The organism is Pauljensenia sp. C0254C2 (genome assembly GCF_056583835.1).
The window spans coordinates 65,982-87,650 of sequence record NZ_JBWPJO010000002.1; the positions used below are offsets into that span (position 1 = coordinate 65,982).

Genomic DNA, 21,669 nt, shown 5'->3' on the forward strand with positions numbered 1-21,669 from the left:
CACCATGAAACGTCGCCGCGTACGCGCCGATGACGTTGCGGGGCTCGGGAAAGCCCGAGCTAGCGCATTCGTCATTCCGGCGCTCGTGCTTATCGCGTTGTTCCTCCTGTTTCCGGCTGTCTGGACGATTGTGCTAGGCATGACGAACTTCAGGCTGACAGGCAGCGCCGCAGCGAACACACAGTTCGTTGCGCTGGATAACTATTTTCACGCACTGAAAGATCCCTCATTTTGGAACTCGGTGCGTCTCAGTGTTGTTTTTGTCGCTCTTTCGGGCGTGGTGGGGCAAACGGTAACCGGTTTCTTCCTCGCGTGGAGTACGCGGCGCATTGCAGGGTGGGCCCGCACACTCTTGGAATCCGTCGTCCTTGCCGCGTGGGTTATCCCAGGGTCAGTCGGCGCATTCGTGTGGCTCGCTCTGCTTGACCGGCGTGGCGGAACACTGAATGCGCTTGTGCACACCCCGAACACCGCTTGGCTCATTGACCATCCGCTCACCGTCATCATCATTTTCAACATCTGGTGTGGAACGGCGTTCTCGATGCAGCTTTTCTCGTCCGCTCTGTCATCGGTGGCTCCCTCGCTGCTGGAAAGTGCCAGGATGGCTGGTGCGTCACCCCTCCGTCAGCTCAATGACGTGGTGATTCCTACCATCCGTGGCCATATTCTCACGAATACCCTGATGATCACGTTGTGGACATTCAATACATTTACGCCCTTCCTCCTGACCGCCGGAGGCCCGGGTCGCAAGACGGAAATCCTTTCGGTATATATCTACAAAACAGCAATTCCGGGCGGAAAGCTGGGCTTGGGAGCAGCACTGTCAGTACTCATGCTGGGGATCAACCTCATCATTGCCCTGATCTATATGCGGGTGGGACGCGGAAAGAAGACTCCATGAGCACGACGTCCATAGGCGCACATGGTCGACATGTCCTGCACAGAATCGTTTTTTCAATTCTGCTTGGGTTCATTGGAGTGTTCTTTGCACTTCCACTGACGTGGCTTTTCATCGCACCTTTCGATGAGAACCCGACGATGGCGTTGAAGATGCCCGAATGGTCTTTGGCCAACTTTCATCGTCTGGCTGACAATCCGTATGCGTTTGCGTCAATCGTCAATTCCCTGATCATTGCCGGTGGGACGATGCTGCTGACAGTCGTTGGAGGCACCCTTGCGTCATACGCACTTTCACGGGTGCGCATTCCCATGCGAGACGGATTGCTCTACGGCATGCTTCTGCTTTCATCCATCGTGACGGGCACTGCCGCCATGGTTCCCACCTTTCAACTGATGAATGCCATTGGGCTGATCGATACACACACAGGTGTCATCCTGGTTCTCACCGGAGGCATGCTGCCTACCGTCATTTTCATTCTGAAAGACTTCATGGACTCTGTCCCTAAGTCTTATGAAGAATCCGCGCGATTGGCCGGCGCAGGTCCTGCACGTATCCTGTGGGACGTTGTGATCCCCATTGCCCGGCCCGGTATAGCATTCGTGGCAATCTGGACGGTTGTGCAGGTGTGGGGTAACTTCCTTGTTCCGTTCATCCTGTTGCGTGATCCCAGCAAGCAGCCAGCAGCAGTAGTGATGTACACCTTCTACACGGAGGCGGGGCAGGTGGATCTACGGCTCCTGTCTGTATTCGCACTGGTTTTCGCGTTGCCGGTGTTGCTGATCTATTTCTTTGTGAACCGTCGTTTCGGTTTTCGCTTCTACGGAGGAATCAAATCATGACTGAGACCGTTTCAATGCGCCAGCTGGTCAAAGAATTCCCGAACGGGGTGCGTGCCGTGAACTCAGTTTCCATGAACATTCATGAGGGTGAATTTTTCGCGCTGCTTGGCCCGTCGGGTTGCGGCAAGACCACTTTACTTCGCCTCATAGCAGGTCTCGAGCAACTTACCGGGGGCTCACTTGAAATCAACGGCGACGACATGACGGAGGTGGAGCCGGGTGATCGAGGCGTAGCGATGGTCTTCCAGGACTACGCACTGTTCCCGCATATGAATATTTCCGACAATATCTCCTACCCGCTTAAGGTCCGCCGGGCCTCACGAGAGGTTCGCCGCGAAGCGGCCGAAACAACTGGTAAACGACTTTCACTGGAGCATTTGCTTGAACGCAGACCCGCCCAGCTATCAGGCGGACAGCAGCAGCGTGTCGCTCTGGCCCGTGCGATCGCCACCCGTCCTGACGTCCTGCTGCTGGACGAACCGCTGTCAAACCTCGACGCTCGGTTACGTCTTGAGGCGCGATCCTTCCTGAAGGAGCTTCAGCGTGAGCTTGGTCTGACTTCGGTGTTCGTTACGCATGATCAGGCTGAAGCGCTCGCTTTGGCAGATCGTATTGCAGTGATGAAGGACGGGAAGATCCAACAGGTAGGAACGCCCCGCGAGGTGTTTCACTCGCCAGAGAATGCTTTTGTGGCGTCCTTTATTGGATCGCATCCGATGAACCTGAATGCTGGGACGCTCAAGGTTGAGAACGGAGTAACGATGCTGGATGCATTCGGGATCCATATTCCGCTGGCCGCATCGGTTATCAGCATTGACGTGCCCGGCAGCGACCCGCGACCCGTCATATGGGGAATCCGTCCCGAATACGTTACGTGGTCGCAAACGGAAACGCCCGGAGCGCTGCGCGCCAGGATTGCGACTGTGGAGAATCTAGGCGCCTCGGCCCTCCTGACCGCACGCTGCGGAGATGACCGATTCCAGGCAGTTGTGCCCGAGAGTCCGCTTCCCCATGTCGACCAGGAATGCTGGTTCGCATTCCCTGTCTCAAAGGTGCTTGTCTTCGATCCTCAAACAGGTCATCGAATTGGCGGAGGTGATCAGTGATGGCACCTGCTCAACGCACACTTGTTGAACGCACCTTCCACGTGACCCTGGCGGATCAGGCCGCCAACCGTTACCCGCGCGTCGAGTTCGAGGTTGATGGGTTCGACTCCATCGAAGCGACACTGAGTTTTTCGCGCGAAGGCGGCGCTGGTATCGACATGGGCTGCGAATCACCGCAAGGTTGGCGCGGATGGTCCGGCGGTGCGCGCACCAGCTTCATCATTGCCCGTAGCGACGCCACGCCGGGCTACATTCCCGGTGACCTGGAGTCGGGCACGTGGGCAGTCGTCCTCGGACTTCATACTGTCCCTTCGCACGGGTGCGACGTGACGGTGTGCGTGCGCACACCCGCCAGCGGATCCATTGACCACGGACCGGCCGATGAGCCGATCCACCGTGAGGTGCGCGGCAGTGAACGCGGACTGCCTGCCCCGCCCGGACTGACGTGGTACGCAGGTGACCCGCATAATCACTGCCTGCATTCCGACGGGCAATTGTCGCTGTGGCAACTCGCGAACGAGGGCGTCGCCTCCGGCCTTGACTACCTCGGCTGCACGGATCACAACACAGTGAGCCACCATCCCCACCTGGCGGCTGTCAGTGCTCGCCACGGAATTACGCTGATTCCCGGTCAGGAGATGACAACGCACCGCGGGCACGCCAACGCGTGGGGCCAGGTCGGCTTTATCGATTTTCGTCAGCCGGCGCAACGGTGGGTGGACGAAGCTGCTGAGCGTGACGCATTCATGTCCATTAATCACCCGGTGTCCGATGACTGCTCGTGGCTGCATCCACTGGAGACGGAACCACCAGGCGCGGAGCTGTATCACGGAAGCTGGTACCTGCGCCCGACTGACACCTCGATCCTGGCGTGGCATGCCCGCTGGAAACACGATGTGGTGGTGATGGGCGGAGGAGACTTCCATCATTACTCCACACCGCTGCGCCCCGGTATGCCGACCACATGGCTGGCAGCTGAAGAATGTACGCCCGAGGCGCTGATCGACGCGATGAAAGCGGGACGTACTACCATCACAGCGGCGGCACGGATGGTCAGCGAAAATGAAGCACGTCCGATCCTGTTCGATATTCCGACAATGATTCGGCTGGATGAAGACGGGATTATCGCTGTCGATGCGGTCGGTACCGTTATGGTCGACCGTTTGGGGGAGCGCATCTGTGTCACCGACCAGAATCAACGCCTCGCCGCGCCGCGCCGCTTTGGGCCGTTCCGCCTGGAAGGAGCAGACCGCCGCGTACTGGCTCTGTGCGGGTGAGTGCGCTGCGCATGAAACCGCACCACGTGGCTGCCGAATTCTGCACGAATGAGGCATAACGCGTTTGAAGATGTTCGCACTGAGGGCGACGTGGTGGAATAGTAAGATCGGTAAGTAAACAATCGTGGCATGAAGAGCGGAGCAGGTCCCATGGCTACCCAGGCATTTGGAATCGACATTGGTGGATCAGGCGTCAAGGGGTCACTCGTTGACCTGAAGACCGGGCGCGTCCTGCGCGACCCCATCACAATCCCCACACCTGCTCCGGCCACCCCGGACCACGTCATCGCCGCATGCCAACAACTGATCGACCAGTTTGACGTTGCAGACGACGTGCCCGTCGGCATTTCTTTCCCCGCACCGATCAAACACGGCGTGATCCCCTTCATGGCGAACCTTGACCAGGAATGGGTTGGCATCAACGCCGAGGAACGATTCTCCACTCAGCTGGGACGGCCCACCGTCGTCATTAACGATGCCGACGCAGCCGGCCTGGCAGAGGTTCGCTTTGGTGCAGGCGCCGGCGTAGGAGGCGTTGTCATTGTCACCACGCAGGGAACGGGCATCGGATCCGGCATGTTCATTGACGGCACACTGGTTCCCAACACCGAGCTGGGACACCTTGAAATTGACGGGCGTGACGCCGAGTCACACGCGTCAGCCCGCCAGAAGACGGTGTACAACCTGACGTGGGAGCAGTGGGCAGAGCGTCTCCAGCGCTACTACTCGCATGTCGAAATGCTCTTTTCACCTGACCTGTTTGTCGTAGGGGGCGGCGTGTCGGAAAATCACGACAAGTTCCTGCCGTTGCTGGACCTGAAGACACCGATCATTCCGGCGAAGCTGGGTAACCTCGCCGGAATCATCGGAGTTGCGTGTGCTGCCGGTGAGGCAGCCCGCTAAGCGTCAGTTCGCCTGAGCAATCAGCTCACGCATGACGGCGCGGGCACCGTCGCGCCGAATTGCGTGCAGCCAGTGTTCGAAGCGATCCGCAAACTCACTGGTTGATTCCAGCTCGCCGAACAGGCGGGCATCGCTCAGCAAAGCGCGCGTATTTCCGGCCTTTTGCTGCTGCGCCAGCGAGATCAGGCGATCCCGATACTGGTCGTTGATGGTGATCGGCGCGCCGTCCTCGTCGTTGCCTTCCAGTGTGAGCGCCCACGCCGCACACATCGCCGCACCCAGATCAACCGGGCGACCCTGCTCGATGCATCCGCGCAGAGCCGGCAGAACGAATTTGGGCACGCGGTCCGATGCGTCTTCGGCCAGACGATTCAGCGTGTCAGCAATGGCGTGATTGGTGAAGCGCTCGAAAAGCGTATCGACATACTGGTCGAGGTTGATGCCCGGCACGGGGCGCAGGGTGGGCAGCGCTTCACGCTCCAGGTAGGCGCGCGTCACAGCTTCAATGTCCGGATCTTCAGCGGCCTCATGCGCGTAGGTCATTCCCAACAGGCGGCCCCAGTGTGCGAGCATCTGGTGGGCGGCGTTGAGCAGGCGGAGCTTCATCAGCTCGTAGGGCACCACGTCCGTGACCATCTGGGCGCCGACTTCTTCCCACTGCGGGCGGCCTGCCGGGAACTTGTCTTCAATAACCCACTGAATGAACGGTTCAGCGCCAACCGGCCACGCATCTTCGATCCCCCACTGCTGTTCGACCAGTTCGCGATCTTCGTCAGTGGTCACGGGCGTGATCCGGTCGACCATGCAGTTCGGGAACGCAACATTGTCGTCGATCCACTGCGCCAGCTCCTGATCCGACAGTGCTGCCTGCCCACAGGCTGAATCGTGCGCAATGTGACCGTTGCCCGGCAGGTTGTCGCACGACAGTACGGTGAACGGTTCAATTGCGCGCTCGCGGCGCAGCCTGAGTGCCTCGACGATCAATCCGAATGGCGTGTGAGGCGACTGAGGTGACTGACCGTCCTCACGCGCAGCGTCATCCGGGGCGAATTCACCGGTCGCATCATCGATCGGGTAGCCTCCCTCGGTGATCGTCAGCGACACAATGCGGGTCGAGGGAGCTGCAAGCACGTCGAGCACTGCCTGAGTATCGTCTACCGCCAGCATGTGATCCATGATCGAGCCGATCACGCGCGCATCGTACGAGCCATCGGGTGCTTTGAGGACCAGAGTGTACATGCAGTCCTGCGCATGCAGAGCATCGTGCATACGTCGGTCTCGCTCCAGCACGCCTACACCGCAGATGCCCCACTCCGGCACGTCATCATCATGCTGACTCAACAGTTCATCAAGGTAGGCGGCCTGGTGAGCTCGATGAAAGTTTCCCATTCCGAAATGCACGATCACATTGCGTGGCTCGGATTTCGGTGAGCGTGAGTATGTGGGTGCAAGATCGCTGTGCGCGGGTAACGTCATCTGTGGCTCCCTCTGATCTTAAACTTGGAGATTTTTCCGTTGTCCCTGACATTTCCAGTGTAGGACACACGTATATCCAAAGGTGGCGGCAGGATTGCAGGCCGGCGATAATACGTGCGTGATGATCTTTATCCAGTGCGCCATGGCGATGGAAGCAGCACCGTTTGTCGACCAGCTTGAGCCAGGCGCCACCCGCCACATTATCGGCCATGCTGACACTCACCAGCAGGTCTTTACGCGAGGGACACTGCGCGGCCACGACGTCGTGGTGGTCGAATCCGGTATCGGCCTGGCGAATGCTGCGAGCGCCACAGCCCGCGCACTCACATTCGTCGAGGACCCGGCGACTGCGTTAGTCGTTGTTGCCGGAACATGCGGTGGCCTGGATGAGGAAGCCCAGGTGGGTGACGTCATCGTCGGTACCAGCACCGTGTATTCCAGTGCCGATGCCACAGAATTCGGGTACGCACCCGGCCAGATTCCGCAGATGCCTCCGGAATACACTGCAGGGCAGCGCGCTGCGGCATGTGCCGCCCGTGTCGAGGGTGTGTGCGCCGGCCAGGTCATTTCCGCCGATTCATTTGTCACCGCGCGCACTGTCCACACTGTTCGCACTCGTTTCCCTGCAGCGCTGGCGACCGACATGGAAACAGCCGGTGTAGCTCAGGTCTGTTTCGGCACACGCACCCCCTGGATCAGCATGCGGGCGGTATCCGACCTGTGCGGCCCGCAGGCCGGCCAGGACTTCCACATGGACGGCGACAAGGCCGCGCGCATCTCTGCCGCAGCGGTATGTGAGCTGCTCGACCTGATCGGCGGCACTCAGGTGGATCAGGCACAATAGTCGCATGTCGTTTTCAGTAGTCATGGTATGTACCGGAAACATTTGTCGATCCACAATGGCCGAACAGCTCCTTCGTGAAGCTGTCGAGCACGCGGACCTTGATGTGCGAGTGGATTCGGCAGGGATCTCCGATGAGGAGGAAGGTAACCCGATCGATTATCGTGCCGAGCGTGTGCTGCGCGAAGCAGGATACGGCATCCCCACCCATCGGGCGCGCCAGCTGCTGCCCAGTGAACTGAGCCAGTGGGATTTGATCATCCCGATGACTCGCGGCCATGAACGGGCAATCGAGCGCATGGCTGCACGCACTGGAACGGATCCGGATGTCCACCTGATGCGCGAATTTGATCCGCAGGCAGATTCGGACCTGGATCTTCCTGACCCGTGGTATGGCGGGCATCAGGATTTCGTCGACACCCTCGAGGTTCTCGAACGCTCTATCCCGGGCGTGGTTGACTATATCCGTGAGCACAGGCAATAGGCACCACTCCGACAGCCAGTCGCCTCGGGCAGCGTTGACGTCGATCGGAATCATCATGCTCGCAGTCGCCGTGGTGATCGCGCTGGTCGTTCTTGTGACGACGACGCTGTCTAGCCGCAGTAAGAAGGACACGTTTGAACCGCCCGCGCACTCTGCGCCACCTTCGGGGCCTGTGACACCACCGCTGGATTTTTCGGGCTTCGACCCGTCGAACATCATCTCTGACGAGGAATTCTTCAATGACCGCGCACTGACGCAGGATCAGATCGAAGCGTTCATCACCCAGTGGAACGATGGCTGCAGACCCAACCCCGATGGCACGCCGTGCCTGAGTTCCTACCGTGAAGACACGGCCGACATCCCCGCCGACGAGTACTGCGATGGTTTTGCGGGCCAGGCGGGCGATACCCCGGCATCGATTGTCTCCAAAACTGCTCTCAGCTGCGGTATTAACCCGGAAGTGCTGCTGGTGATGCTTCAAAAGGAACAGGGATTGATCACTGCTTCGGGCGCGAAGTTGGTCCCGAGTCGTTACGCCTCCGCGATGGGATACGCATGCCCCGACCGGCAGACGTGCGACCCGCAGTATGCAGGTTTTGCCACGCAGGTTTTCCACGCTGCCAGGCAGTTCAGAATTTACGAGGGCGCCCCCGGCATGTACGACGTGATTCCTGGACAGGTCAACACCATCCGATTCCACCCCGACGAGGCGTGCGGTGGCAGCGATGTGATGGTGGAGAATCAGGCCACAGCGAATCTGTATAACTACACGCCTTACCAGCCCAACGATGCCGCACTCGCCGGTCATCCCGGCGACCAGTGTTCAAGCTGGGGCAACGCGAACTTCTACGCGTACTATCACGCGTGGTTTACACGCAGCTGAGGCCACACGTGATCCCTGGTCCAGATGCGTTGGAAAGTGTCGAAGACGTCGCCCTGGGGGCCTGCCTCGTGACGCAATGCGGGGTCTGCTGGCACGTCTAGTACGGGACGCTCAGCTGAGTCAGCGCCAGCCGTGCCGATATTGTCACCGGAACGCACAGCGTGAGCAAATTCGGCTACTGCCCGCCCGACGGGCTTGACTTTACCGTCGCTGTCGATCAGGCCGAGTGAATACTCCAGTTCGGGGAAGTCAGCCAGTTTGCGGGACACATCATGGGAACACCACCAGGTGATGCCAGTCAACTCCGGCACGTCGATCACTCCGCGGATTGTTGCGGTAGCAAAGTCTGCAGCGTCCTCAGCCGTGACACATGTGATCGGAGCGCCCACCTCCTGAAGCCATACGCCGCGGTCAGGCACGTTGCAGTATCTGTTCCATGCGCAGGCCAGCTCGACCAGGTAGCGCGCGAATACCTCCAGTGCCGGATGCCGCTTGCCGTAACGCGGCCCGACGTGGGCAAAAACCCACGAATGAACGGTAGTCAGATCGCCGAACTGCGTTGCAAATGGTGGAATGAACGGATGAGTGGCATCGAACCAGAGGTCATCATCAAAGCAGTGCACGCATGCACAGCGTCGATCAACTGCCCCGAATATTTCAGTGAGCCAGCGACGCGCTCCGTCTGTATCGACCCTGCTGTGCTCGGGATGGCGTGCTGCGGCAAACTGAGGAAATTCGTTTCCAATGCATATGCCGGCCGTGCCGGGCTCGTCAGCCAACTGTGTGCTCAACTCATTGACGAGGGCGGCCTGTCCGCTGCGAATACGCTCGGACGTGAAGAGATCATCATGATGCCAGGTCAACGTCCACGAAGGAAGAAAATCAAAAGATGACAGGTGTCCCTGCAGGACATCGACCCATGTGCTCATTCCACGTTCGTGTGCCAACTGCACGAGGCGGCGCACGTCGTCGATTGCTGATTGGCGAATCAGTGTGCGATTGGGTTGGAGCAATGGCCACAGCGGGAAGATGCGGATGTGATCCATTCCTAAAGCGGCGATCGCATCGAGGTCGCGTGCTGTCTGATCGGCATCGAAGTCGAGCCATGAATGAAACCAGCCTGCCCGGGGCGTGTAATTTACGCCGAAGGCAATCGGTCGAATACTGCTCATGACAGCCTCTTTCTCGCGTGGAGTATGACAATGTGGGAATGGCGGTGTGCTCACCTGAAGAACAGGAGAACGAACCATCCTAGCTCTCACTTCAATTGCTGTTGTGCAGCAGGAACGGCCAGCGCCAGGTACCGAAGCCCTTGTGCTCTAGAGAAATTATATAGAAATCAGTGAGCCTGACGGAATGTACGGAAGATCTAATCTGATGTACCTGATACGTGCTACTAGTGTCATACTGGTTGCTGTGCGCAATGCACATGTCATCATATTTTCGAGGGAGAAACACAGATGAAGGCTTGGAATAAAGCCGGTCTTGCCATGCTGGCAGGTACGGCAATGCTGATGGGGTTGACGTCCTGCACTGGTGGTGGTCCGGTCACTACGACGAACGAATCCGGAGACGATGCGCTTCAGAGTGGACCGGTCGAAGGGGAGATCACTTTTCAGACATGGTCGCTGAAGAATGACCGATTCACACCGTATTTCGAAAAGCTCATTGCAGACTTCGAAAAAGAGAACCCAGGAACGAAGATCAAGTGGATGGATCAGCCCGGTGACGGCTACGAAGACAAGGTTCTTCAACAGGCAAACTCCGGTGAGTTACCCGACGTCATTAACCTTCCACCCCAGTATGCCTATCAGTTGGCCAAGGCTGGACAGTTGGAAGATTTAGCGAAGGCGGATCCTGAAGCCCTCAATGCTTATGTCGACGGCGTGACGAAAGCGTACACATTTGACGATGCAGGAGGCGGCTCATACGGATATGGGTGGTACCTGGGAACCGACGTGAACTGGTGGAATACCGCCATGCTTGAAAAAGCAGGTGTTGATGTCAGCACGTTGCCTGAAACACTCGATGACATGCTTGACATGGCGATCGACGCGGCGAAGAAGACCAACGGTGAAGTGAAAGTAGTTTCCGATCTGCCTGCCTTGGCGACGCTCGCCTCGGAGGGTGTTGAGATTATGAAAGATGGGAAGTTCACGTTTGCTACTGATCGGGCTAGGGAGATTGTCGAAAAATACGCCGAAGCATTTAAGGCGGGAGCCATGCCGGCTGAAGCACTGTCCGGTGAGTGGGTAGGCAACTCTGCTTCCTACAAGGAAGGCAAAGTCGCCTGGACAACCGGTTCAGGAGGATTTGCGTCGGAGCTGGAAAAAGAAGCTCCCTCCATCCTTGAAGCTACGAAGACAACGCCACGTTTCGGTATTCCACCTCTGTTCAGCCAGGCACTGTCCGTGTCAGCCAACTCGAAAGCCAAGCCGCTGGCACTGAAATTCGCGCAATACGTGACCAGCAATGAGAACCAGGTTGAGTTCTTGAAGATCGCCCAAGGCTTCTTCCCTGGCACGAAAGAAGGCAACGAGAATCCGGAGTCCTTTACCTCTGTGATTGAGAACCCGCTGCAAAAGGAAGCCACCGAGATGGCGACTGTATCTATTTCCGGCAAGACCCAACCTGAGCAATTCCAGCTCACTGAGAAGATCAGTAACTACTACAACCAGCAGATCGCTCTGGCTGTTCGTGGTGACATATCTGCCGAGGAAGCACTGAAGAAAGCAGAGGATAACGCCAACGCTGAGCTCAACAACTGATCGATGAGATCTTTTCCGAATGTTCCGGCCAGAAAGCCCGCCGCGCTTTTAGGCCGGAACTTCGGTCTGCTAATCACGTTAATCAAAAAGGTGGCTCTCTATGCGCATGCATAAGTGGTACACGCCGTACATTCTTTTGGCCCCAGCTGTTATCTGGGTTCTGGTCTTCTCACTGTTGCCCTTCCTCAATACTGTCATCCTGTCTTTTACGAACGCCAAGCCCCTACAGCCAGCAACGTTCGTGGCATTCGATCAATACAGGCGCCTCCTGAACGATGAGATCTTTCACTTCGCCATCGGTAACGTCCTTGTCTATGCCTTGGTCTGCGTTCCGCTGCTGACATTCCTGCCTTTGCTTCTGGCCATGTTGGTTCACAGGAACATTCCGGGAATAGGCTTTTTTCGCACAACCTTCTATTTCCCCGTCATTGCGTCTGCTGTTGTGGTGGCAATTATCTGGGCATGGCTCTTCGAATCTCGCGGAATCGTGAACGCCACACTTGATGCTCTCGGGCTCAGTACCGTCGACTTCTTGATTCACCGATGGTGGATCATCTTCGTCGCCATCACTCTGACGGTGTGGAAGGGGCTGGGATATTACATGGTGATCTATCTGGTTGCACTGTCGAATGTCAATCCGGATCTATACGAAGCTGCAGAGATCGATGGTGCAGGAGCGTGGCGCAAATTCTGGTCTGTCACGGTGCCCGGTGTTCGCGGCGCAATGCTCCTGATATCCGCCCTTATTACAGTGTCGGCGATGCGAGTTTTCACGGAGATTTATACGATTGTTGGCTCCGGAGGCGGCCCCGGCGGTGAAGCACAAACCATGGTGGGACATATCAAACAGACCGGTTCGGGGCTGGCAGGGAACCTCGGCTATGCATCGGCATTGTCTGTGATCTTGTTCCTGCTCACCATTGTGCCGTTGGTAATGGTTGGGTGGATGAATCAGGGACAGGAGATCCGCGAAGCGATCAGAATCCACAGGCTCTCGCGAAAAGTGCGCCGTTCCATTGAACGCGGCGATAAGAGGTCCGAAAAAGAGAAGGTGTCACAATGACATCAAAGAAAACGCGCCAGATCTCAGGACTGACGATTCGCTATATCCTCCTGATCGTCATCTTCGTCATTTCTGTTTTCCCGTTTCTGTGGCAGCTTACGACGTCTCTCAAGGGGAAGAATGAAGATCTGTATTCGTTCCCTCCCAGTCTGATTCCGCATGACTTCACTCTGAGCAACTACGGAGAAGTCATGCGCACCATTCCCGTGTTTTCATACGCGTGGCACTCTTTGATCGTTGCGGTGTCGGTCGTTGTCCTGAACTGCTTTTTCTCGTTGCTCGCAGGGTATGCGTTGGCGTGCATGAAGTTCAAAGGCAAGGCGGTTGTCATGGCAATCATTTTGTCCACCTTGCTGCTGCCTGGCGAAGTAACATTTACCAGTCAGTATTTGACGGTGAAAGCGCTGGGGGCGGCCAATTCACTTGTTGGAGTAATCCTGCCCGGAGCGATCGGTGCGATCAACGTTTTGTTGATGGCCACGGCCTGTCGAGCTATTCCACAGGATATTCTGGATGCTGCTGCCATCGACGGTGCTACAACAGTCCAGCGCATACGCCACATTGTGTGGCCCAATGCCCGAGGCATGACAGCGGTCGTTGCCCTGATGAGCTTTATTGGCGCCTGGGATGATTTTCTGTGGCCACTCGTGGTGTTGTCAGACCCGGAAAAGTACACCCTCACAGTTGGAATGCAGTACCTGGCCTCGAACCAGACGCTGGGATCTGATCCGAGGGTCGTGGCTGCCGGAACGATTATCGCCCTCCTGCCAATTATCGTCCTGTTTGCAGCGACTCAGAAGTTCTTCTTCCGCGGAGTGGAAGTTGGCGGAGTGAAAGGTTAGGAACACGCTCATAGCGTGATGAGTGGCCCAGACAGCAAGTCGCCCTCGCTCATCATGAACGAGGGCGACTTGCGTGACGGCGAATCGTGTTATTCGTCGTCTCTGTTCGAACTCATCAGCGTGTTGACGCGATTATTGGCCTCGGTCAGTGCTGACGGGTCATCTTCGAAGGCGATGACAGCGGACATTGCCGGTTTCATCAACGATTCGACCTGTGCCCAGCGGTCAGCCACCGGGGAAGGAACGGCTGTGCCTTCTTCGACATGAACGGAAAATGCGCGTGCGTCGATCCCCATGTCCTCAAAGGTCTTAATGGCTTTTTCCGTTGACGACATGATCGCGGGGAACACGGTACCCTGCTTAGCGATGACGTCCTGGCAAGAAGCCGAACCCAGGTACTTCACCCACCGCCACGATTCTTCCGGATGCGACGTCCCGATCCACACCGAGTCAGCCAGGCCGTTCATCACCGATGCACGCTGGCCATCTGGGCCGATGGGCGTGGGTGCGACCTGAATGGGAAGCTCCGTGGTCGTGGCAATGTTCGTGATGTTCCACGATCCTTCAATCAGCGTCGCATAGGCACCCGAACCGAGCGATTCGATTGTGCCGATGCCGGAGGACGCCACCGACAAAGGCGGCATGTAGCCCTTTTCGATGAGCGAGCGCCACCAGGTGATGCTTTCCTGAAATTCAGGGGCATCGTAGTTGAAGTGCTGACCCCACGGATTCTTGTCGGTCCATGTCCAGTGCCCGTTCGACAGCGCGTACGGCGACCATTGGACCTGTCCGTAGCCGGAACCAGCGTCGTTGTATCCGATTCCGTAGACCTTCACGTTGTTTTTATCGAAGCCTTCTTCATCGCCGCGCACACCGTTTGCGTCGACGGTCAGATGAGCCAGGAACTTCTCAAAGGAACCGCCCTCAGCCGGATTCCATTCCAGTTTCCACAGGTCTTCGGGCGCATAGCCGGCATCTTTGACCATGTCTTCGTTGTAGAACAAAGCCTCGGTATCCCAGTCCTTGGGCAGGCCATAGCGCTGCGTGCCGTCGGCCGAGAGCCACTGGTCGGCCAGATCCGGCGCGTAGGAGGACAGGTGGACGGAACGGTTGTCCGATCCAGTCGATTCCTCGGGTGGGACGATATCGACCTGGCCCGTGAGCTCGACCTGACGATTCCACTGACAGTCATCAACGATGTTTCAGCCCTGACCATGCTGGAACTGTGGTTCGGACTGGGACGGAACTGCGAGGACTTCCTCATCGTCACGGTTGGTGCCGGAATCGGACACGGTATAGTGCACGGCCTGCGAGCTGTGCGTTCGCCGCTGCGGGGCCTGGGTATGACGGCTCATATCCCCTTGGCCGGAGCGCATGGAGTATGTCAGTACGGTCATATCGGGTGCGCCAACGGCGCCTTGACGGTTCCCGCAGTGATATCTCGGGCGCGCTCGGGTCGCGCCATTGTCGACGATGACGGCCGCCCCGCCTCGGCTGACGAACTCATCGCTTTGGCTCAAGACGGTGACCAGGCCAGCCAGCGTGCCATCAGGGAATTTGCCACGAACCTTGCGGTCTATGTGCAGACAGTGGCATCAGCCGCCCTCGTGCGTGATGTTGTTCTGGACGGGGAAGGTGTGTGCCTGCTGGAGACACCGTGGGCGGACAATTTCCAGCGTGAACTGACGTCATTTTCCCGGCCCGATGACCCGCACATCCGCGTCCATCAGCGCTCCGGCAGTTTTGACCGTTGGGCGCAGGGCGCTGCCACCGCAGCGATCGTGCAGTGGCTGGTTGACTCTACGCTCGCACAGTAAAATCTGCGCGGCCCGCAGCCGCACACACCAGGTCAATATTGTCGCTGTCCACCGTTCGCACCCAGTGCGCCGCCTCGTCGGTACGCCGTCCGTGCTGCTTATGCCGCTCCACCAGGCGTCGCACCAGCTCGGTGCGATCAGTGTCGATGAAAACAAGCTCATCGAGCAGGCCGCGAACGTCACGCCATCTCGGCAGATCCACGCCCAGATAGTTCCCCTCCGTCAACACGATCCCCCGAGGGGCAATTGCGACGCTCGCAGCAATCGGCTCATGCATGTCGCGGCGATATTCGGGGGCGAAAACGGTTCCTTCGGCACGCCGAACACGGCGCAGGATTTCACAATACCCATCAACATCAAAGGTGTCGGGAGCGCCCTTGCGGTCAGCCCGACCCAACGCGTGCAGCACTGCATTCGACAGGTGGAAACCATCCATCGGAACAATTCCCGCGACCTCGATGCCGCGCTCATCCAACCCTCGTGCCACCAGGGCACACACCGTGGACTTACCAGTGCCGGGCGGGCCGGTTATTCCCAGCAGGCGCAGGCGGGGGTGAGCGGCGATGCGGTCAACGATCTGGCGAGCAACTGATTCAGACGCGCTTGGTGTCATTGTCCTGACTGCGCTGGATCACCGGCAATGTTGACCAGGGGAAATTGATCCACTTATCAGTCTCACGCCACATGTAGTCCGGTTCGATCACGGAGCGAGGCTTCTTATAGATCACCGCGCTGCGGGCCTCTGCCTTGACAGTGGTATGACCATCCAGTGACAGACCGTGAGCGTTGATCATGTCCATCACCATCTTCAGGGTGCTGCCGGAATCGGCAACATCGTCGACCACCAGGACGCGTTTGCCGTCCATCGCCGAAACATCCATCAAGGGGGGCAACAATTGCGGTTCAGTCAGAGTCTGACCCACCCCGGTGTAGAACTCGACATTCATCGTGCCCATCGCCTTGACGCCGATGGCGTAGGAAATCGCACCGGCGGGCAGCAGTCCTCCGCGTGCAATCGCGACAATCAGCTCCGGCATCCAGCCTGAATCCACAATGCTCTGGGTGAGTGCGCGCGAGGCGTCACCGAACCCCTGCCACGTGAGGGTTTCGCGATCTGGCTGCAGGTCAGCTGGTCGTCCGTCGGTAGTGGTGGCTCCGTCATCGAATGGAAGTGTCACGAATAATCCTTCTAGTCGCCCATTCCGGTTCCGACGTGGCGTGCAGCAGTGATCCACGGGTGATCCAGAGGAACAGTCTTGAGCGTGCCGGCCACGTCCTTCAACGGCACCGGCACAGCCGCCTGTCCCTGTGCTGCCACGGTGATGCCGTATTTTTTCTTGGCCACGAGATCTGCGCCAGCCCCGCCGAGCAACGTGCCAAGCATGCGGTCTTCAGCATTCGGCGTGCCGCCACGCTGCACATACCCCAGCACCGTCACGCGGGACTCCAGGCCGGTGGCCGCTTCAAGTTCTTCGGCCAGTTTGAATGCGTTGCCGCGATGCGCCAGTTCCAGGGACTGCTTATGCATCTTGGCTGCCGACTTTGCTTCCGGGCTGTCTGCAGCAGACAGCAGTGCTTCAGCAGCTTCGAGGTCAGCGGTGTCCTGAGTGTCACGGGCGCCCTCGGCAATCGCGACAACCGAGAACGAATGCCCGGCCTCGGCACGTTTGCGAATCGATGCGGCGATGGAGTCGATGGAATAGGCGATTTCGGGGATCAGGATGATGTCGGCGCCGCCGGCGATGCCGGCTCCCAGTGCCAGCCACCCTGCTTTGTGACCCATAATTTCCACCACGATGATGCGGTGGTGGGAGTGGGCCGTTGAATGCAGACGATCAATCGCGTCGGTCGCGATACCCAGTGCAGTGGAGAATCCGAAACTTGTGTCGGTGTGCGCGATGTCGTTGTCAATGGTCTTGGGCAGGTGGATGACGTTCAGACCTGCTTTGGCCAGCCGGTTCGCATTCTTCGCAGTTCCGCCACCGCCGATGAACACGACACAGTCCAGTTTGTTCTTCTCGCAGTTCGCCAGGATCGTGTCCGTCATGTCAACGGTTTTGCCATTGACGTTCATCTTGTGCGGCTTGTCGCGCGAAGTTCCAAGGATCGTGCCGCCGACGGTCAGGATCCCGGAGAGGAAGCGTGAATCGATGGGAATGGTGCGGTTTTCCGCCATGCCGCGGATGCCGTCGCGGAAGCCGATCAGTTCCATCCCGTAATGCCCGATGGCCGCTTTTCCGAACCCGCGGATTGCTGCGTTAAGCCCAGGGCTGTCGCCCCCTGCGGTAAGGATTCCCACGCGCTGTATTTTCTTCGCCATGATCCGCTTCCTTCCTGTGCGCCGATCGGCAGTGATTCCCATGGTAGTGGACGAGGTCGTGCCACGAGTAATGACGAGGATGATTTAACGTCGTGAAGATCGGCGTGTCAGTGAGCGCAGTTCACGCTGGTAGCGCCCCGGTGGGGTACGAGGGTGGCCGAGGTGTTCCCACTGCCAGATCAAGGCGACATCAAAGTGTGGTGAACATGACGCGCATGATGACACGCGCCTGGGTGCGGAATATAGATACCTGCGTGCTCCGCAGTGCGGACAGGTTCCGATCCACGGCGCCTCAGGAGCAGGCAAGGCCGCAGACAGGCGCGCCTCGGGTCGCGCCCCCAGGTTGCGAGCCGCCTTCTTCCATACCTCGTCATGGTGGTGGCTGGCGCCTGCCAGAGCGTGAGCCACTTCGTGAGCGATGACGTCTCGAATTTCATCTGGGGGATACAGTGTCATCAACGGCCGAGAAAACGACAGGGTGTGCGTCGTGTGGTTGCACTGTCCAGCACGACGGCGTGCACGGTCGAACTTAACAGTCCAACCATGCACGCCGTGCGAAGTGAGCAGGGTTTGTGCTTCTTTAAGCACCCAGCTCAGATCATCAGTCACCTGGACAGGTTACTTCTGATCTTTGGGCATCGCCTCATTCAGAGCATTCGAATCGTCGTTGAGCTTTTTCTGCCACTCATCAACGGTCTTCTTGCCCGAGGCAATTGAGTCGATCGTTGAGTACAGGTCATCCTTGATACTGACACCTTCAACGCTTGCATTCTGGCTGAAGGAGGTGCCGGGAATAATCTTGACGCCTTCCTGGTCGAAAGCACCATACAACTCAGCGAGTTCTGGTTCGAGCTTGTCGGTAATGCCCTTGATGGGCTGAGCTTGACCAATCTTGGCGAAGATTTCGGCAGCCTTGTCGGAGTACATGAATGCCATGAAACGCTTAGCTTCTTCAGGGTTCTTTGCCTGAGTTGGCGTCCACAGTGCGTCCATCAGTACCGTCAGGTAGCGCTCGTCGGGAGTAAAACCGGGAGCGGGTGAGAGCGCCCACTTGAAGTTTTCAGTCTTCGGGGCGTCCTTCATTTCGTTGCGGATCCAAGTTCCGTTGGGCATGAACACTGCATCACCATTGAGAACCGTCTGCTGATTCTTCTTTGAGTCCTGCACGTTTGCGTATCCCAGTGTGTCCGGGTGCAGGTAATCGGGGCTGACGATCTTGCCGATCGTGTCGAGGACTTTGCGGGCCTCGTCCGACTTCCACACGTCCTTCTTATAGAACATCACGTCCTGGAAGAGCTGTTCGCCGCCAGCGTCTGCAAGCAGGGCACCCACGAGCGAATCGAAGTAGCCTGAGGTTGCGTAGGTGAAGACCGAGATACCTTTTTCCTTGGACTTCTTGCCTAGTTCGAACATTTCATCCCATGTTTGCGGAACTTCCCAGCCGTTCTCTTCCAGCAGGGTCTTGTTGTAGACCAATCCGGCAGGTGAGTAGAACGTCGGCAGCAGGAAGGTACGATCGTCGCCATTTGGGTTCGTGTAGGGTCCGATGATGCCGTCGATCAGCTTTTCGCCAACGGTGACTTCCTCGCCGGGAATTTGCATCGACAGGACATCGGTGACATCGGCAATTGCGTTGTCACCGAGCATGGTTTCAACGAGCCCGGCCTTTGCATTCAGGCCACGCTGGACCAAGTCCGGGTACCTGCCCGCTTTCATGCCAGGCATGATTTCGTCTTCGATTTCCGTTGACGTCACAAGGTTGACTTCCACGTCAGGGAACAGTTCCTTGTAGGCTGCCACGACCTCCTGGTAGGGTTCAGGGCCGTTTCCGCCATCGAAGAACGCCAGGTTCAACGTCGATTTGCCGTCTGATGCGCTTTGAGATCCGCCGGCGCCGCATGCGCCTAGCGTTGCCGTCAACGCAAGGCAGGTTCCCGCGCACAACAAAGTGCGTTTGGTGTGATATTTCACGATTACCTCTTTCTAGTTAGCGGTATTGATGGTTGTAGAAAGCGAGCATGCCGAGGACGCCAGCCAGTCCGATTAGCTGGATGCCGAGGCTACCCCAGCTGGTTGTACGTTGACCGATGACGACCAGTGCAACGAAGAATATGAAGATCAATGCGGCACCGATCATGCCGATAATTCGTAGTGCGCGGTCGCTCATCCCTTGATACCTCCAGCATTGGTGACGTTGAGTAGACGCTTTTGAACGAGTGAATAGAAAATGATCACTGGAACGATCACGATGACCATGCCTGCGTACAGGCGGCCGTAATTGGTGGCTGCCCGTTGCGTTGCCATCAGGTTGAGCAGACCGACCTGGACGGTGCGGCTGGATGAATCGGTCATCAGCGTCATTGAAATGATGTAGTCATTCCAGAAGCTCAGGAAGTTGAAGAGCATTGCCATGGATATGGCTGGTGTCGCCATGGGGAAGAAAATGCGAACCATGACGGTGAACTGGTTGGCGCCATCAAGCAAGGCAGCTTCTTCGTAATCTTCAGGGATGCGCGCGAAGAAGTCCTGGAGCAGGAACACTGTGAAGGGCAGTGAAGTTGAGGCGTACACAATGGCAAGTACCACGAGGTTGTTAATGAACAGGCCGTTGGGGAACCACTGGTATACCGATGAGTCGAATCCGACCAGCATCAGGAAGATTGGGACGACAATATAGTTCACGTTAATGAACAGTCCGCCTTGGATGGCCATCTGCAAGATCCTGCGGCCAGGGAAGTCGAATCGTGCCAGTACGTAAGCGCAAGGCAGCGCGATAGCGACAACTAGCACCATTGCCAGAGCAGTGACGAACAGAGAATTCAAGAAAAAGTCGCCGATTCTGGCGTCGGTGAAGGCGTCGACGTAGTTCTGTAGGTAAAGGCTGCGAGGTAGGGACCACGGGTTTCCGTAAAACTCGTCTCTCTGCTTGAAGGAGGCAAGGAAAACCCAGATCGTCGGGATGATGATCGTCAGGGAAACCAAGACGAGAATGACTTGGTTGAAGATGCGATGCGGGGTCCACCTGTCGGCAACACTCCCCGAGGCTTTGCGCATCCTCTTTGAAGAGGATTTCTTCGTGGAAACTGAAACTGTTGGTGTCATCTTTCTTCCCTCACAGCTCAATTGGTTCGCGTTTGGTCGCGCGGCTGACGATCAATGACAAGATGAAGCTAAACAGGAAGATCACTACTCCGATCGCCATGCCGTAACCGTATGAGGAGTTTGTATAGGCCTGGTCGTACATGTATCCCAGAATGACTTGGGATGCGTTATCTGGACCGCCGTCAGTCATTGCCTTAACAAGGACGAAACTCAGATTGACCGACCCTAGGATGAAGAAAATCAATGTCGTTCGGATGTTGCTCCAGATCAGTGGCACCGTCACGCTCACCAGGGTGCGGATCTGGCCGGCTCCGTCCAATGATGCTGCCTCGTACAGGCTCTTATCGATGCCAGTCATGGACGCCATATACATCACCATGTAGTAGCCAAAGGACTGCCATACCATTGCGAATGCGATTGAGAAAATGACGATCTTGTGGTCGCCGAGCCAGACTTGCTTAAGCCAGTCAAGACGCAGGATGTGCAAGGTACCGTTTACTAGGCCAGTATCAGCCTGGTCGTAAATGACGGAGAACATTGCTGCGATGACAACTGCCGATAGAATCGACGGAATATACATCACGAAGCGGAGCAGATTTGCTCCGAGAATCTTCGTTTGAATCAGCATTGCAGCAAAGATCACGGCAACGGGCATCGTGATACATGTCACGACAATAAGGAGTAGAAGGGTGTTTTGTAGCGAGTGGACGAAATTCATGTCACCCAACAAAATCTTGAAGTTGTTCAGCCCAACGAATTCGGGAACACCAGAAAAACCGCTCCATTTGTAGAGTGACATTCTGAAAATGTTGATCGTCGGAACGACGATGAAGACAGTGAACAGGATGGCCGTCGGGAGTGCGCACGCAATACCGAAGATGCTTCGATTGCGCTGAAGCTCGGCTGACCTGCGCTTTCGCCTATTTGTCGTTGACATAGTTGATCCTCTTTGAGTTGAAAGAAAGGATGTGAGGGTGCTCCGCCAAATAGCGTGACAACATCGGCATCCTCAATTCGTCAGAATCCAAGTCTCCGGGTCATTGACAT

At 57.3% G+C, this 21,669-nt stretch carries 23 protein-coding genes; 12 read left to right on the forward strand and 11 right to left on the reverse strand.

All coding sequences use genetic code 11. The features are described 5' to 3' along the window. The first annotated feature begins 4 nt into the window (after positions 1 to 4). The 5 genes from AC1DA5_RS01880 to ppgK all read left to right on the forward strand — a co-directional run bounded on the left by AC1DA5_RS01880 (position 5) and on the right by ppgK (position 5,026). A complete protein-coding gene (locus AC1DA5_RS01880; RefSeq protein WP_092649160.1) occupies positions 5 to 901 on the forward strand; it encodes a carbohydrate ABC transporter permease in 897 nt (298 codons plus the stop codon). Continuing rightward, positions 898 to 1,740, forward strand: a complete 843-nt coding sequence (locus AC1DA5_RS01885; protein ID WP_092648957.1) for a carbohydrate ABC transporter permease — start codon at positions 898 to 900, stop codon at positions 1,738 to 1,740. Before AC1DA5_RS01880 ends, AC1DA5_RS01885 begins: the two co-directional genes overlap by 4 nt. Further along, positions 1,737 to 2,846 carry an ABC transporter ATP-binding protein gene (locus tag AC1DA5_RS01890; protein WP_092648956.1) on the forward strand — a complete coding sequence of 370 codons (1,110 nt, stop codon included), beginning with the start codon at positions 1,737 to 1,739 and terminating at the stop codon, positions 2,844 to 2,846. Before AC1DA5_RS01885 ends, AC1DA5_RS01890 begins: the two co-directional genes overlap by 4 nt. Continuing rightward, positions 2,846 to 4,123 (forward strand): CehA/McbA family metallohydrolase, encoded by a 1,278-nt coding sequence (locus AC1DA5_RS01895; protein ID WP_092648955.1) that lies wholly within the window; start codon positions 2,846 to 2,848, stop codon positions 4,121 to 4,123. Before AC1DA5_RS01890 ends, AC1DA5_RS01895 begins: the two co-directional genes overlap by 1 nt. Positions 4,124 to 4,273: 150 nt before the next feature. Further along, positions 4,274 to 5,026 carry a polyphosphate--glucose phosphotransferase gene (gene ppgK / locus AC1DA5_RS01900; protein ID WP_092649159.1) on the forward strand — a complete coding sequence of 251 codons (753 nt, stop codon included), beginning with the start codon at positions 4,274 to 4,276 and terminating at the stop codon, positions 5,024 to 5,026. Positions 5,027 to 5,029: 3 nt separating this feature from the next. Here ppgK and AC1DA5_RS01905 read toward each other — a convergent pair whose 3' ends face one another. Further along, entirely contained in the window at positions 5,030 to 6,502 is a 1,473-nt protein-coding gene (locus AC1DA5_RS01905) for a mannitol dehydrogenase family protein (RefSeq protein WP_092648954.1), read from the reverse strand. A 121-nt stretch (positions 6,503 to 6,623) separates the two neighbouring features. On the opposite strand from AC1DA5_RS01905, the gene mtnN reads away from it, so the two are divergent. The 3 genes from mtnN to AC1DA5_RS01920 are packed head-to-tail and all read left to right on the forward strand — an operon-like array spanning position 6,624 to position 8,710. After that, on the forward strand, positions 6,624 to 7,346 hold the full coding sequence (mtnN, locus tag AC1DA5_RS01910; protein ID WP_058237922.1) for a 5'-methylthioadenosine/S-adenosylhomocysteine nucleosidase: 723 nt from the start codon (positions 6,624 to 6,626) through the stop codon (positions 7,344 to 7,346). A 4-nt stretch (positions 7,347 to 7,350) separates the two neighbouring features. Beyond that, positions 7,351 to 7,827, forward strand: coding sequence for a low molecular weight protein-tyrosine-phosphatase (locus AC1DA5_RS01915; protein ID WP_058237530.1), 477 nt, complete (start codon positions 7,351 to 7,353; stop codon positions 7,825 to 7,827). After that, complete coding sequence (locus AC1DA5_RS01920) at positions 7,811 to 8,710, forward strand: hemagglutinin (RefSeq protein WP_227469118.1); 900 nt, start codon at positions 7,811 to 7,813, stop codon at positions 8,708 to 8,710. Before AC1DA5_RS01915 ends, AC1DA5_RS01920 begins: the two co-directional genes overlap by 17 nt. On the opposite strand, the gene AC1DA5_RS01925 is transcribed toward AC1DA5_RS01920, so the two are convergent. Next, positions 8,686 to 9,882 (reverse strand): glycoside hydrolase 5 family protein, encoded by a 1,197-nt coding sequence (locus tag AC1DA5_RS01925; protein WP_480289104.1) that lies wholly within the window; start codon positions 9,880 to 9,882, stop codon positions 8,686 to 8,688. The genes AC1DA5_RS01920 and AC1DA5_RS01925 overlap by 25 nt on opposite strands. A gap of 288 nt (positions 9,883 to 10,170) precedes the next feature. On the opposite strand from AC1DA5_RS01925, the gene AC1DA5_RS01930 reads away from it, so the two are divergent. The 3 genes from AC1DA5_RS01930 to AC1DA5_RS01940 all read left to right on the forward strand — a co-directional run bounded on the left by AC1DA5_RS01930 (position 10,171) and on the right by AC1DA5_RS01940 (position 13,383). After that, on the forward strand, positions 10,171 to 11,478 hold the full coding sequence (locus AC1DA5_RS01930) for an ABC transporter substrate-binding protein (RefSeq protein WP_092648952.1): 1,308 nt from the start codon (positions 10,171 to 10,173) through the stop codon (positions 11,476 to 11,478). Positions 11,479 to 11,578: 100 nt separating this feature from the next. Next, positions 11,579 to 12,541, forward strand: a complete 963-nt coding sequence (locus AC1DA5_RS01935; RefSeq protein WP_092648951.1) for a carbohydrate ABC transporter permease — start codon at positions 11,579 to 11,581, stop codon at positions 12,539 to 12,541. Beyond that, complete coding sequence (locus AC1DA5_RS01940) at positions 12,538 to 13,383, forward strand: carbohydrate ABC transporter permease (protein WP_092648950.1); 846 nt, start codon at positions 12,538 to 12,540, stop codon at positions 13,381 to 13,383. The genes AC1DA5_RS01935 and AC1DA5_RS01940 overlap by 4 nt, the downstream gene beginning before the upstream one ends. 89 nt (positions 13,384 to 13,472) lie before the next feature. On the opposite strand, the gene AC1DA5_RS01945 is transcribed toward AC1DA5_RS01940, so the two are convergent. Beyond that, positions 13,473 to 14,369 carry a type 2 periplasmic-binding domain-containing protein gene (locus AC1DA5_RS01945; protein ID WP_480289105.1) on the reverse strand — a complete coding sequence of 299 codons (897 nt, stop codon included), beginning with the start codon at positions 14,367 to 14,369 and terminating at the stop codon, positions 13,473 to 13,475. 111 nt (positions 14,370 to 14,480) lie between these two features. Between AC1DA5_RS01945 and AC1DA5_RS01950 the strand changes: the two genes are divergently transcribed. Beyond that, a complete protein-coding gene (locus AC1DA5_RS01950) occupies positions 14,481 to 15,200 on the forward strand; it encodes an ROK family protein (protein ID WP_257590326.1) in 720 nt (239 codons plus the stop codon). Here AC1DA5_RS01950 and AC1DA5_RS01955 read toward each other — a convergent pair. The 8 genes from AC1DA5_RS01955 to AC1DA5_RS01990 all read right to left on the reverse strand — a co-directional run bounded on the left by AC1DA5_RS01955 (position 15,184) and on the right by AC1DA5_RS01990 (position 21,559). Next, a complete protein-coding gene (locus AC1DA5_RS01955) occupies positions 15,184 to 15,813 on the reverse strand; it encodes a nucleoside/nucleotide kinase family protein (RefSeq protein ID WP_058237521.1) in 630 nt (209 codons plus the stop codon). The genes AC1DA5_RS01950 and AC1DA5_RS01955 overlap by 17 nt on opposite strands. Next, positions 15,794 to 16,378 (reverse strand): phosphoribosyltransferase, encoded by a 585-nt coding sequence (locus AC1DA5_RS01960; protein ID WP_058237520.1) that lies wholly within the window; start codon positions 16,376 to 16,378, stop codon positions 15,794 to 15,796. Before AC1DA5_RS01960 ends, AC1DA5_RS01955 begins: the two co-directional genes overlap by 20 nt. 11 nt (positions 16,379 to 16,389) lie before the next feature. Further along, on the reverse strand, positions 16,390 to 17,520 hold the full coding sequence (locus tag AC1DA5_RS01965; protein ID WP_058237519.1) for a 6-phosphofructokinase: 1,131 nt from the start codon (positions 17,518 to 17,520) through the stop codon (positions 16,390 to 16,392). An 84-nt stretch (positions 17,521 to 17,604) separates the two neighbouring features. After that, on the reverse strand, positions 17,605 to 18,129 hold the full coding sequence (locus AC1DA5_RS01970; RefSeq protein WP_257525591.1) for a SprT-like domain-containing protein: 525 nt from the start codon (positions 18,127 to 18,129) through the stop codon (positions 17,605 to 17,607). A gap of 9 nt (positions 18,130 to 18,138) precedes the next feature. Continuing rightward, positions 18,139 to 19,491: a carbohydrate ABC transporter substrate-binding protein gene (locus AC1DA5_RS01975; protein ID WP_074026221.1), complete on the reverse strand. Its 1,353-nt coding sequence runs from the start codon at positions 19,489 to 19,491 to the stop codon at positions 18,139 to 18,141. 16 nt (positions 19,492 to 19,507) lie between these two features. Beyond that, on the reverse strand, positions 19,508 to 19,687 hold the full coding sequence (locus AC1DA5_RS01980) for a DUF6903 family protein (RefSeq protein ID WP_058237517.1): 180 nt from the start codon (positions 19,685 to 19,687) through the stop codon (positions 19,508 to 19,510). Further along, complete coding sequence (locus AC1DA5_RS01985) at positions 19,684 to 20,622, reverse strand: carbohydrate ABC transporter permease (RefSeq protein ID WP_257525590.1); 939 nt, start codon at positions 20,620 to 20,622, stop codon at positions 19,684 to 19,686. Before AC1DA5_RS01985 ends, AC1DA5_RS01980 begins: the two co-directional genes overlap by 4 nt. Positions 20,623 to 20,632: 10 nt before the next feature. Further along, entirely contained in the window at positions 20,633 to 21,559 is a 927-nt protein-coding gene (locus tag AC1DA5_RS01990; protein WP_082628613.1) for a carbohydrate ABC transporter permease, read from the reverse strand. Positions 21,560 to 21,669: the final 110 nt, after the last annotated feature.